Origin of the sequence: Burkholderia theae (genome assembly GCF_048565265.1) — a bacterium.
Taxonomy (GTDB): domain Bacteria; phylum Pseudomonadota; class Gammaproteobacteria; order Burkholderiales; family Burkholderiaceae; genus Burkholderia; species Burkholderia theae.
On sequence record NZ_CP183462.1, the window covers coordinates 1 to 13,071 of the forward strand.

Annotated in this window: 10 protein-coding genes; 9 read left to right on the forward strand and 1 reads right to left on the reverse strand. The window is 65.5% G+C overall.

The features are described 5' to 3' along the window. Positions 1-12 precede the first annotated feature (12 nt). The 9 genes from ACN22W_RS17555 (at position 13) to ACN22W_RS17595 (ending at position 11,914) form a co-directional block, all read left to right on the forward strand. Positions 13-546 carry a DUF5943 domain-containing protein gene (locus ACN22W_RS17555; protein ID WP_048243292.1) on the forward strand — a complete coding sequence of 178 codons (534 nt, stop codon included), beginning with the start codon at positions 13-15 and terminating at the stop codon, positions 544-546. Positions 547-622: 76 nt separating this feature from the next. Further along, positions 623-2,686: an NADH:flavin oxidoreductase gene (locus ACN22W_RS17560; protein ID WP_193099885.1), complete on the forward strand. Its 2,064-nt coding sequence runs from the start codon at positions 623-625 to the stop codon at positions 2,684-2,686. A 2-nt stretch (positions 2,687-2,688) separates the two neighbouring features. Continuing rightward, entirely contained in the window at positions 2,689-4,614 is a 1,926-nt protein-coding gene (locus ACN22W_RS17565) for a (Fe-S)-binding protein (RefSeq protein ID WP_419688708.1), read from the forward strand. A gap of 8 nt (positions 4,615-4,622) precedes the next feature. Continuing rightward, on the forward strand, positions 4,623-5,792 hold the full coding sequence (locus ACN22W_RS17570; RefSeq protein WP_419688710.1) for an electron transfer flavoprotein subunit alpha/FixB family protein: 1,170 nt from the start codon (positions 4,623-4,625) through the stop codon (positions 5,790-5,792). Next, positions 5,789-6,574 (forward strand): electron transfer flavoprotein subunit beta/FixA family protein, encoded by a 786-nt coding sequence (locus ACN22W_RS17575; RefSeq protein WP_419688712.1) that lies wholly within the window; start codon positions 5,789-5,791, stop codon positions 6,572-6,574. Before ACN22W_RS17570 ends, ACN22W_RS17575 begins: the two co-directional genes overlap by 4 nt. A gap of 52 nt (positions 6,575-6,626) precedes the next feature. Then, positions 6,627-7,868 carry an aromatic ring-hydroxylating oxygenase subunit alpha gene (locus ACN22W_RS17580; RefSeq protein ID WP_129515638.1) on the forward strand — a complete coding sequence of 414 codons (1,242 nt, stop codon included), beginning with the start codon at positions 6,627-6,629 and terminating at the stop codon, positions 7,866-7,868. A 29-nt stretch (positions 7,869-7,897) separates the two neighbouring features. Then, entirely contained in the window at positions 7,898-9,046 is a 1,149-nt protein-coding gene (locus tag ACN22W_RS17585) for an FAD-binding oxidoreductase (protein ID WP_419688714.1), read from the forward strand. A gap of 133 nt (positions 9,047-9,179) precedes the next feature. After that, on the forward strand, positions 9,180-10,043 hold the full coding sequence (locus ACN22W_RS17590) for a glycine betaine ABC transporter substrate-binding protein (RefSeq protein ID WP_343493499.1): 864 nt from the start codon (positions 9,180-9,182) through the stop codon (positions 10,041-10,043). 215 nt (positions 10,044-10,258) lie between these two features. Then, positions 10,259-11,914 (forward strand): APC family permease, encoded by a 1,656-nt coding sequence (locus ACN22W_RS17595; RefSeq protein ID WP_419688716.1) that lies wholly within the window; start codon positions 10,259-10,261, stop codon positions 11,912-11,914. Between the two features lie 159 nt (positions 11,915-12,073). Here ACN22W_RS17595 and purU read toward each other — a convergent pair whose 3' ends face one another. Next, positions 12,074-12,958, reverse strand: coding sequence for a formyltetrahydrofolate deformylase (gene purU / locus ACN22W_RS17600; RefSeq protein ID WP_193099895.1), 885 nt, complete (start codon positions 12,956-12,958; stop codon positions 12,074-12,076). Positions 12,959-13,071 lie beyond the last annotated feature (113 nt).

A 13,071-nucleotide genomic window follows, 5' to 3' on the forward strand; every position in this document is an offset into this window, starting at 1 on the left:
GGAGTCACCACGATGCAACCGCAACTGCCGATCAACGTCGATCCCGATACCGGCGTCTGGACCACCGACGCGCTGCCGATGCTGTACGTGCCGCGTCACTTCTTCACGAACAACCACGTCGCCGTCGAGGAAGCGCTCGGCGTCGACGCGTATGCCGAGATCCTCTACAAGGCCGGCTACAAGTCCGCGTATCACTGGTGCGACAAGGAAGCGAAGCTGCACGGCCTGACCGGCATGGCGGTGTTCGAGCATTACCTGAAGCGCCTGTCGCAGCGCGGCTGGGGCCTGTTCTCGATCATCGAGGCCGATCCGGCCAGCGCGCGCGCGAAGATCGAGCTGCGCCACTCGTCGTTCGTGCTCCAGCAGCCGGGCAAGGAAGGCAAGCTCTGCTACATGTTCGCGGGCTGGTTCGCCGGTGCGATGGACTGGGTGAACGACACGACGCCGGAAGGCAAGGGCGCGCCGCGCGCGCAATCGAAGGAAGTGCAGTGCGCGGCCGAGCATCACGACCACTGCGTCTTCGAAGTGTCGCCGATCGCGCACTGACGCACTGAAGCACTGACTCACCGATTCAAAACAACACCCGCAACACGAGACATTCGAACGCCAGAGGTCGCCAGCGATGCGTTATCCCCACCTGTTCAAACCCATGCAGCTGAACCAGCTGACGCTGCGCAACCGGATCGTCAGCACCGCGCACGCGGAGGTGTATGCCGAGCCGGGCGGCCTGCCGGGCGATCGTTATATCCGCTACTACGAAGAAAAGGCGAAGGGTGGTGTCGGCCTGGCCATTTGCGGCGGGTCGAGCCCGGTGTCGATCGACAGCCCGCAGGGCTGGTGGAAATCGGTGAACCTGTCGACCGACAAGATCATCGATCCGCTCACGCGGCTCGCGGACACGATGCACAAGCACGGCGCGAAGATCATGATCCAGGCGACGCACATGGGTCGCCGCTCGTCGTTCCACGGCGAGCACTGGCCGCACCTGATGTCGCCGTCGGGCGTGCGCGAACCGGTGCACCGCGGCAACGCGAAGATCATCGAGATCGAGGAAATCCGCCGCATCATCGGCGATTTCGCGGCGGCCGCGAAGCGCGTGAAGGCGGCCGGCATGGACGGTATCGAAATCTCGGCGGCCCACCAGCACCTGATCGACCAGTTCTGGAGCCAGCGTTCGAACCATCGCACCGACGAATGGGGCGGCAGCCTGGAGAACCGCCTGCGTTTCGGCATCGAGGTGCTGACGGCGGTGCGCGAAGCGGTGGGCAAGGATTTCTGCGTCGGCCTGCGCATGTGCGGCGACGAATTCCACGAGGACGGCCTCGACCACGAAGCGCTGAAGGAAATCGCGCAGGCGATGTCGGAGACGGGCCTGATCGACTACCTGAGCGTGGTCGGCTCGGGCGGCGATACGCACAACACGATCGCGAACTGCATGCCGCCGATGGCGTTGCCGCCTGAGCCGTTCGTGCACCTTGCGGCCGGCATCAAGTCGGTGGTGAAGATTCCGGTGATGCACGCGCAGAGCATCCGCGACGCGGGCCAGGCCGAGCGCCTGCTCGCCAACGGCATGATCGACCTGGTCGGCATGACGCGCGCGCAGATCGCCGATCCGCACATGGTGATCAAGATCCGCGACGGCCGCGAGGACGAAATCAAGCAGTGCGTCGGCGCAAACTACTGCATCGACCGCCAGTACAACGGCCTCGACGTGCTCTGCATCCAGAACGCGGCCACGTCACGCGAAGCGACGATGCCGCACATCATCGAGAAGTCGCGTGGCCCGAAGCGCAAGGTCGTGGTGGTGGGCGCGGGCCCGGCAGGCCTCGAGGCGGCGCGTGTCGCGAAGCTGCGCGGCCACGACGTGGTGCTGTTCGAGAAGAACGCGGAAGTGGGCGGCCAGGTGATGATCGCCGCGAAGGCGCCGCAGCGCGAACAGATGTCGGGGATCATCCGCTGGTTCGACATGGAAACCAAGCGTCTGGGCGTCGACCGTCGCCTTGGTGTGGCCGCCGACGAGAAGATGATCATGGCCGAGAAGCCGGACATCGTCGTGCTCGCGACGGGCGGGTCGAGCTTCACGTGGCAGGTGCCGGGCTGGGGCGTGGCCGACGGCCTGGCCGTCAGCTCGTGGGACATCCTGACCGGCAAGGTCGAGCCGAAGCAGAACGTGCTGCTGTTCGACGGCGTGAGCACCCATGCGGGCGCGGGCGTGGCCGACTTCATGGCGAGCCGCGGTTCGAAGGTCGAGGTCGTCACGCCGGACGTGAAGGTGGCCGACGATTGCGGCGGCACGACGTTCCCGATCTTCTATCGTCGCCTGTACGCGTTCGGCGTGATCCCGACGCCGAACACGATGCTCGACCGCGTCTATGAAGAAGACGGCAAGACGATCGCCGTGCTGCGCAACGAATACACCGAGGAACTGGAAGAGCGCGCTGTCGACCAGGTGGTGATCGAGAACGGCTCGTCGCCGAACGACGAGCTGTACTGGAAGCTCAAGCCGGAATCGCTGAATCGCGGCCAGATCGATCCGCACACGCTGTTCGCGGCCGAGCCGCAGCCGTGCCTGTCGGAAGAACTCGGCAACGGCCGCTTCCTGCTGTTCCGTGTCGGCGACTGCATCTCGATGCACAACGTCCACGGCGCGATCTACGACTCGCTGCGTCTCGTGAAGGATTTCTGAAGATGAATCCGGCCTTCCTCATTACCGCACTGTTGTGGCTGTCGGTGGCGGGGCTCGCGTTCGCGGTCGCGAAGCGCTCGTCCTACTGGCGCCTCGGCCGGGCCACGGCGCCCGGCTCGTTCGGCATCGCGAACCTGTTTGCGATTCCGAAGCGTTACTTCGTCGACCTGCACCATGTGGTCGCGCGCGATCCGTACATCGCGAAGACGCACGTCGCGACCGCCGGCGGTGCGATCGGCGCGCTCGCGCTGGTGTTCGTCAACTATGGCCTCGCGATCTACTCGCCGTGGCTCGACAAGCTGATTTTCCTCGCGGCGCTCGCGATGCTGGTCGGCGCGGTGTTCGTGTGGCGCCGGCGCGCGGCGAAGGACGTGCCGGCCCGCCTGTCGCGCGGCCCGTGGAATACGCTGCCCTGGCTGCTCGGCTCGTTCGCGCTCGGCCTCGTGCTGTTCATGCTGGTGCCCACCGGCGCGATGTCGGGGGCGTTCGCGGTGCTCTGCGCGCTGCTGATCGGCGTCGGCGCGTTCACGATGACGGTCGGCGCCGCGAAGGGCGGCCCGATGAAGCATGCGATCGCCGGCCTGCTGCACCTCGCATTCCACCCGCGCCAGGAGCGTTTCGCGGCAACGCGCGAATCGTTCACCGGCAACGGCACGGCCACGCCGCCGACCGCGCTGAAGCTGCCGGACCTCGAGCATCAGGAGTACGGCGTCGCGAAGCCGGTCGAATTCCGCTGGAACCAGCTGCTGAGCTTCGATGCATGCGTGCAGTGCGGCAAGTGCGAAGCCGCATGCCCCGCGTTCGCGTCGGGCCAGCCGCTGAACCCGAAGAAGCTGATCCAGGATCTCGTCGTCGGGATGGCAGGCGGCACCGATGCGGCGTACGCAGGCAGCCCGTCGCCGGGCCTCGCGGTCGGCCAGCATCGCGGCGAGCCGAACGGCCCGATCGTGTCGGGCCTGATCGAGGAGCAGACGCTGTGGTCGTGCACGACCTGCCGCGCTTGCGTGCAGGAATGCCCGATGCTGATCGAGCACGTCGACGCGATCGTCGACATGCGCCGCAACCGCACGCTCGTGCACGGCACGGTGCCCGGCAAGGGCCAGGAAGTGCTCGCGAACCTGCGTGAAACCGGCACGATGGGCGGTTACGACACGGCCGCGCGCTACGACTGGTCGGTCGACCTGAGCGCGCCCGTCGCGCAGCCCGGCAAGCCGGTCGACGTGCTGTTCGTCGCGGGCGAAGGCGCGTTCGACATGCGTTACCAGCGCACGCTGCGCGCGTTCGTCAGCGTGCTGAACAAGGCCGGCGTCGACTACGCGGTGCTCGGCTCGACCGAGACCGACACGGGCGACGTTGCGCGCCGGCTCGGCGACGAAGCGACGTTTCAGCAGATGGCGAAGCGCCTGATCGGCACGCTCGGCACGCTGTCGTACCAGCAGATCGTGACGGCCGACCCGCACGTGATGCACAGCCTGCGCAACGAATATCGTGCGCTCGGGCTGCGCGTGACGGTCAAGCACCACACGACCTACCTCGCGGAACTGGCCGAGAGCGGCAAGATCGCGCCCAAGGCCGTCGACGCGCTGCGCGAGAAGCGCACCACGTATCACGACCCGTGCTACCTCGGCCGCTACAACGGCGAGACGGAAGCGCCGCGCAAGCTGCTGAAGACGATCGGCATCCAGGTCGTCGAGATGGAACGCAACGGCATGCGCGGTCGCTGCTGCGGCGGTGGCGGCGGTGCGTCGCTGACCGACATCCCCGGCAAGCAGCGCATTCCCGACATCCGCATTGCCGATGCCCGCACGATCGGCGCGGACGTGGTCGCGGTTGCGTGCCCGAACTGCACGGCGATGCTCGAAGGCGTCGTGGGCCCGCGCCCCGACGTGCTCGATGTGGCCGAACTCGTTGCTGCGTCGCTGGAGTGAGTGAATCGATGAACACGATCAAACGAATCGATCCGCGCCGGCCGTTCGTCATCACGGCCGCGGGCCTGAAGCGCATCACGCTCGGCGAGGAAGGCAGCGCCGACGCGAACGCCGCGCACTGGTCCGCGCACGGTCATGGCGCTGCGGCCGCGAAGCCGCGCCGCGCGGTGCAGGACCCGAAGCACGTGATGCTGGTGGTCGCGCACGGCGAACGCGGTGCGCTCGACGACCATTCGCGGCAGGCGATCGCTGCCGCCGCGCTGCTTGCCGACGCGCACACCGAAGTCGCGCTGCTCGCGTTCGGCGAACTGAAGGATGACGTGGCCGAACTCGGCGTCGACAAGCTGGTTGAACTCGCTGGCTTCGATCGCCGCGCATTCGATCCCGAAAGCGAGTTGCAAGCATTGCAGGCGTGTGTGGCGGCACTCGCGCCGAAGCATGTGTTCGTGCCCGACAACGCGACGGGCGACGGCGATCTCGGCCGGCGCTACGCGGCGGCCGCCGGTGCGAGCGTCGCGACGAACGTCGTCGAGATCGACGCGAAGCATGTCGGCGCGTATGCACACGCCGGCCGCGCGTTCGCGACGCGCGGGCTGCCCGACGTGATCCTGCTCGCGCAGAACGCGGTCGACGCGAAGCTGCCGTTCGTCGGCGCGGGCGAGCGCCTGGCCGCCGACTTCATCCGCCCGGCGGGCGATGCCGCGCAGCCGTATCGCGATCTCGGCCTCGACGAAATCGATGCGGCCCAGGTCGCGCTCGAGGAAGCCGACTTCATCGTGTCGGCCGGCAACGGCGTGTCCGACATCGGCGCGTTCGAGCGGCTGGCCGGCGCATTCGGCGCGGCGATCGGCGCGAGCCGCGTCGCGGTCGACAACGGCCACTTCACGCGCGACAAGCAGGTCGGTGCCACCGGCAAGACGGTCGAGGCAAGCGTGTACATCGCGTTCGGCATCTCGGGCGCGGTGCAGCACTTGCAGGGGATCAAGGACTGCCGCCACGTGATCGCGGTGAACCTCGACGGCAGCGCGCCGATCGCGAAGCGCGCGAACCTGACGGTGGTGGGCGACGCGCAGGCGACCATCACCGCGCTGATCGAACAGGTGCAGGCCGCGCGTGCCGCGCGCGGCGAATCGCCGGCCGCGGTCGGCACCCGTGAACCGGAAGGAGTTGCCGCATGAACGCCCCCCGCCAGTTGCAACGCATCGCGGTGCTCGTGTCCGTCGGCCGGCATCCGGTCAGCGGCGTCGCGCGCTACAGCCGCAACGATGCGGCCGCGCTCGAAACCGGCCGCCAGCTCGCCGAACGGCATCGCGCGCGGCTCGACGTGATCCATGCGGGCGACCCCGCGAATGCGGCACTTGCCGAATATCTCGCGCTCGGTGCGCGGGACGTCGAAGTGCTCGCCTGCCGCGACGCCGACGATGCCGTGCACGCGCTTGCCGCACGCGTCGAAGGCTACGACCTCGTGCTGACCGGCACGCGCGCCGAGGGCGCGTACGACACCGGGATGCTGCCGTATCGCATCGCCGCCGCGCTCGGTTATCCGCTCGTCGGTTCGGCGGTCGACGTGACGGTCGAAGGCGGCCGCGCGGCGGTCCGGCAATTTTTGCCGAAAGGTTTGCGGCGGCGCGTCGATGCGGCGCTGCCGGCCGTCGTTGCCGTCCATCCGCTGGCCAATGCCGAGCCGCGCTACGCGTATGCGAGGCTGCGCGCCGGCGCGATCCGGCCTGCGCTCGCGGCGCCCGGCGCGGACGCCGACGCGGCCGCCTGGACGGTCGGTCCGGTCGAGCGTAAACCCGTAAAACTGGTCGCCGCCGAGAAGCGCTCCGGGCATGCCCGGATGCTGTCCGCGACGACGACCGAAAGCCGTGGCGGCAACGTCGTAAATGAAGGGAGTTCGGTCGAAAAAGCACAAGTGATACTCGCGTATTTGCGCGAGCATCAGCTCATCGACTACTGATTTTGATGCCTGTCGGCAAGAACCCAGGGATGCAAGGAATCCGGAGCAAACGATGAAAGTATCGGCAGACATTCGTGCATTGATCGAGCGGCGCAAGGAAGGGCACAGCCTCGATGCGCCGTTCTACACGAGCGAGGACATCTTCGCGCTCGACATGGAGGCGATTTTCCGCCAGCACTGGATCCAGGTGGCGGTCGAGCCGGATATTCCCGAGCCGGGCGACTACGTGACCGTGGAACTGGGGAGCGATTCGATCCTGATCGTGCGTGACGACGACATGGCGATCCGCGCGTTCCACAACGTGTGCCGTCACCGCGGCGCGCGCCTGTGCAACGAGGATAAAGGTTCGGTCGGCAACATCGTGTGCCCGTACCACAGCTGGACCTACAACCTGACGGGCCAGCTGATGTTCGCCGAGCACATGGGCGAGAAGTTCGACCGCTGCAAGCACAGCCTGAAGTCGGTGCACGTCGAGAACCTCGCGGGCCTGATCTTCATCTGCCTCGCCGACGAGCCGCCGGTCGACTTCGCGAAGATGCGCGCCGAGATGGAGCCGTACCTGTTGCCGCACGACCTGCCGAGCACGAAGATCGCCGCGCAGATCGACATCATCGAGGAAGGCAACTGGAAGCTCACGATGGAGAACAACCGCGAGTGCTATCACTGCGTCGCGAACCATCCGGAGCTGACGATTTCGCTGTACGAATACGGCTTCGGCTACCAGCGTTCCGACGCCAACGCCGAAGGCATGGACGCGTTCGCCGAGACGTGCGTGCGGCGCGGCAAGGAGTGGGCCGAAATGGGCCTGCCGTCCGCCGAGATCGAAAAGCTGCTCGACGTGACGGGTTTCCGCACGCAGCGCCTGCCGCTCGATCGTCATGGCGAATCGCAGACGCTCGATGCGAAGGTTGCGTCGAAGAAGCTGCTCGGCGGTTTCGACAAGGCCGACCTCGGCGGGCTGTCGTTCTGGACGCAGCCGAATTCGTGGCACCACTTCATGAGCGATCACATCGTGACGTTCTCGGTGATCCCGCTGTCGGCCGGCAAGACGCTCGTGCGCACGAAGTGGCTCGTGCACAAGGACGCGAAGGAAGGCATCGACTACGACGTGAAGAACCTCACGGCCGTGTGGAATGCGACCAACGACCAGGATCGTGCGCTCGTCGAATTCTCGCAGCGCGGCGCGACCAGCAGCGCGTACGAGCCGGGTCCGTATTCGCCGTTCACGGAAGGTCTCGTCGAAAAATTCTCGGCCTGGTACATCGGCCGGCTCGCCGAAAAAACCGGCGAATAGCACATAGCAGCGAACAAGCGGAGCAAGACATGATGCGAGATGCGGCCAATTTCGAGCCGACGGACAGCCGGGTGACGCGCCCGGCGTTCTGGAACGCCCTTCCCGAGCGCTGGACGAGCGACGTCGAGGAAACGCTGGTGTGCTGCCACGTGCGGCAGGAAACGCATGACGTGAAGAGCTTCTTCTTCCGTTCGCCGCAAGGCCGCTCGTTCTCGTTCGAGCCCGGGCAGTTCCTCACGCTCGAGCTCGACATCGACGGCGAGACGATCAACCGCTGCTACACGATCTCGTCGTCGCCCGCGCGGCCGCATACGGTGTCGATCACGGTCAAGCGCGTGCCGGGCGGCAAGGTGTCGAACTGGCTGCACGACAACCTGCAGCCGGGCGCGCCGGTGCGCGTGCTCGGTCCGGCCGGCGAATTCACGTGCGCGCGGCATCCGGCGCGCAAGTACCTGTTCCTGTCGGCCGGCTCGGGCGTCACGCCGCTGATGTCGATGAGCCGCGCACACCATGATCTCGCCGAGGATCGCGACATCCTGTTCGTGCACAGCGCGCGTACGCCGGACGACATCATCTTCGCGCGCGAGTTGGACCTGATCGCGTCGAATCACACGAATTTCCGCACGTCGTTCGTCGTCGAACGCCTGGGTGCGCGCACCAACTGGCCGGGCGTCACGGGATTCCTGACGCTGCCGCTGCTGAAGCTGATCGCGCCGGATTTCATGGAACGCGAGATCTTCACGTGCGGCCCTGCGCCGTACATGAAGGCGGTGCGCGACCTGCTCGACGAAGCCGGTTTCGATCGCAAGCAGTATCACGAGGAGAGTTTCTCGTTCGAGACGCTCGCGCAAACCGCGAGCGACGAATTGCTCGCCGATCTCGCACCGCCGGCAGAAGACGGCGACGCCGCGACCAAGCAGTTCACGGTCAGCTTCGCGAAGAGCAACCGCGAGATCGCGTGCGGCTCGGCGCAGCACGTGCTGGACGCGGCACGCCAGTCGGGCGTGCGGCTGCCGGCATCGTGCACGCAGGGCATGTGCGGCACCTGCAAGGTGAAGCTCGTATCGGGGCAGGTCGAGATGAAGCACAACGGCGGCATCCGCCAGCGCGAGATCGATCAGGGCATGGTGCTGCTGTGCTGCAGCAAGCCGCTGTCCGACCTCGTGATCGACAAGTAGTCGCAACACGCCATCGGCTGTCCGGACGCGTCGTGTCCGGACAAGCATCCGTCGGAAAACAACGATACCGCGGATTTGTGGTTGAAGAACCTAGAGAGACAACGCGCGCAGGCGCACATCAAGGAGATCGACCATGAAGCTGTTCGGAAAATTGTTGTGGACCGGCGCGCTGTCGGCAATGGTGGCATTGAGCGCGTCGGCGCTCGCCGATACGAAACCGACGCTGAAGATCGGCTACGTCGAAGGCTGGGACGACAGCGTCGCGACGTCGAACGTCGCGGCCCGCGTGATCGAGAAGAAGCTCGGTTACCAGGTCCAGCTCGTGCCGGTCGCGGCCGGGATCATGTGGCAGGGTGTCGCGCGCGGCGATCTCGATGCGACGCTGTCCGCATGGCTGCCGGTGACGCACGGCTCGTACTGGGATGAGTACAAGGCCAAGGTCGTCGACCTCGGCGCGAATTTCCCGGATGCGAAGATCGGCCTGATCGTGCCTGCATATGTGAAGGCGAAGAGCATCGACGACCTGAACGCGGAGAAGGCCAATTTCGGCGGCCGGATCGTCGGTATCGACGCGGGTGCCGGCGTGATGCGAAAGACCGACGAAGCGATCAAGAGCTACGGGCTGAACTACACGCTGATGCCGAGTTCGGGCAGCGCGATGACGGCCGAGCTGTCGCGTTCGGTCAATGCGAACAAACCCGTCATCGTGACCGGCTGGGCACCGCACTGGATGTTCGCGAAGTGGAAGCTGCGCTTCCTCGAGGATCCGAAGAAGGTGTTCGGCGGCGCCGAGCACGTCGACAGCGTCGCGAATCCGTCGCTTGAAACGAAGGCCAAGCCGGTCGCCGCGTTCCTGAAAAAATTCCAGTGGAAGCCGGGTGAAATCGACAGCGTGATGCTGGCGATCCAGAACGGTTCGAAGCCGGAAGCGGCCGCCGATGCGTGGATTGCGGCGCATGCAGACCGCGTGAATGCGTGGACGGAAGGCACGCAGTAAATCGTCACAAGAATCCCTAAAACAAGCAGTCCGGGGATGGTTGGCAGGATTCCTAATAAAATTTGAAACTATCCAGCCATATCCCGGAATTTTTTTGATGATTGTGCAAGAAAGCGCAAAGGTTGTTACACTGCGCCTCTTGTGCGGAGTCATCTGCTTTGCATCGGAACAGAGTAAGCGCTGAAGCGCTAACTCTGATCGAGAGGAGGAATTGGATGAGTCAGGCAGGACTGCGTGCGAACCGCACCAGTGATGTTGAGGCAACCATCTCACATGATTCGACGGGCCACACGCTGCATCGTGGCCTGACTTGGAAAGACGCATTCTGGGTAACGAGCGGCGTGCCGGCAGGCGTGCTGTTCACGATCGGCGGCGTATGCGCGACGATCGGCCAGCCCGCGTGGGCGATCTGGATCGCCGCGATCACGATGGGGCTGATTCAAAGCGCGACTTATGCGGAAATATCGGGGCTATTTCCCCATAAATCGGGCGGCGCGTCGGTGTATGGCGCGATCGGCTGGGTCCGTTACAGCAAGCTGATTGCCCCGGTGTCCGTGTGGTGCAACTGGCTCGCGTGGTCGCCGATGCTCGCGCTCGGCTGCGGCCTCGCGGCGAGTTATGCGCTCACGAGTCTCTTTCCCGCCAACGCGGCGGTGCTGCACTGGCAGCTCAAGGTTGCGGATCTCGGGTTCATCAAGCCGGGTCTGTCCCTGCGGATCAACGCGACGTTCATCATCGCGACGATCCTGCTTCTCATCACGTTCAAGCTTCAACACAGCGGTGCATCGAAGGCTGCGCGCACGCAGCGCATTCTCGGCATCGCGTCGCTCACGCCGCTGTTGATCGTCGGCATCGTGCCGTTCGTCACCGGCGACGTGCCGATGTCGAACCTGCTCCCGCTGCTGCCGCTCGGTCACGACGCGCACGGCAACCTCACGGCCGCGACGTTCGGCTCGTGGAACGGGCAGGGTGTCACGATGGCGCTCGGCGCGATGTTCATGGCCGGCTGGGCGTCGTACGGCTTCGAAACGGCCGTGTGCTACACACGCGAATTCCGCGATCCACGCCGCGATACCGCGAAGGCGATCTTCTGGTCGGGTGCATTGTGTCTCGTCGTGATGACGCTCGTGCCGCTGGCGTTCCAGGGCGCGCTCGGCACGCAGGCGATGCTCGATCCGTCGATCGGCGACGGCACCGGCGTGGCGGCCGCGATGGCGAAGATCGTCGGCGGCGGCGCATGGGTCGCGAATGCGGTCGTCGTGATGCTGATGCTGTCGATCCTGCTGATCGTGATGACGTCGATGATGGGCTCGTCGCGCACGCTGTATCAGGCATCGGTCGACGGCTGGCTGCCGAAGTACCTGTCGCATGTGAACGAGCACGGCTCGCCCACGCGCGCGATGTGGACCGACCTCGGCTTCAACCTCGTGTTGCTGATGATGTCGGACTACATGACGGTGCTGTCGATCTCGAACGTTTGCTACATGTTGTTCGTATTCCTGAATCTCCAGTCGGGCTGGATCCACCGGATGGATCGCGGCGACTGGGATCGGCCGTTCCGCTGCCCGACCTGGCTGCTCGTCGGTGGCGCGATCTGCGGTTATGCGAACCTCGTTTATGTCGGCGCGGGCGCGAACCTGCAGGGCGACGGCACGCTGCGCAACGGGCTGATCGCGATGCTGCTGATCGTGCCGGTGTTTCTCTATCGTCACTACTGGCAGGATCGCGGCCGGTTCCCCGCGCAGATGCAGCGCGACATGGAGCTCGAAGTGCCGAAGCGCGCGATGTGGCTGAATCTGACGCCTTATGCAGCGCTGATCGGCGCGGGGCTGACGATCTGGTTGTCGTATTACTTTGCGTGGGTGAAGTGACGAGGTAATGCGTGCGTCGCTGCGCGCGATGGTCCCCGGAAACCGCACACGGGGCCATCGCGTGAAACGTCAAATGCAACGCGATCGAAAAAAAGGCCTGACGGTACAGCCGTCGGGCCTTTTTTGTTTTCTCGGGGTTCGAACGAACGTGCTGTCCGCTTACGAAAACACCACCGTCCGATCGCCGTTCAGGAACACGCGCCGCTCGATGAACGCCTTCACTGCACGCGCAAGCGTGATCGATTCGACGTCGCGACCGACCGCGAGCAGCTGCTCGGGACGCAGCGCGTGATCGACGCGCTCGACGACCTGCTCGATGATCGGGCCTTCGTCGAGATCGTCGGTGACGAAGTGCGCGGTCGCGCCGATCAGCTTCACGCCGCGCGCATGGGCCTGGTGATACGGCTTCGCGCCCTTGAAGCCGGGCAGGAACGAGTGATGGATGTTGATCGCGCGGTTCGCGAGTTTGGCGCTCGTTTCCTGCGACAGCACCTGCATGTAGCGCGCGAGGATCACGAGCTCGGCACCGCTCGACTCGAAGAAGTCGAGCCACTGCGCTTCCTGCTGCGCCTTGGTGTCGGCCGTGATCGGGAAATGCCGGAACGGCAGCCCGTGCTGCGCGGCGAGTGGCTCGAAGTCGGGATGGTTCGACACGATGCCGACGATGTCCATCTTCAGTTCGCCCATCCGCCAGCGGAACAGCAGGTCCGCGAGGCAGTGCTCGAGCTTCGAGACCATGATCAGCACCTTCGGCCGTGCGTTCACGTCGTGGATCGCCCATTGCATGTCGCCGTCGTGGCCGCCGAGCGCGGCTGCGATCGGCGCGAATTCCTGGCGCAGCGCGTCGATCTGCAGCGTTTCATCCGTCGGATGAAAGACGCAGCGCACGAAGAAACGGTTGCTGAGATCGTCGTCGAACACGTTCAGCGCATCGACGTAACAGCGATGGCGATCGAGAAAGCCGACGACGGCGGCGACCTGGCCGGCCGCGCTCGGGCACGACAGTGTCAGGACGAATTGATCGGGGCGGTGCTCGGCGGTCATGAGACTCCTCGGTTTGCATGGGGCGCACGGCCGTGCGGCGGCGCACGAAGGCGCCGCGCCGCGCGGTTGGCGGGAGGCTCAAGTAAATCAGGACGATTTTGGGGAGGATAGAA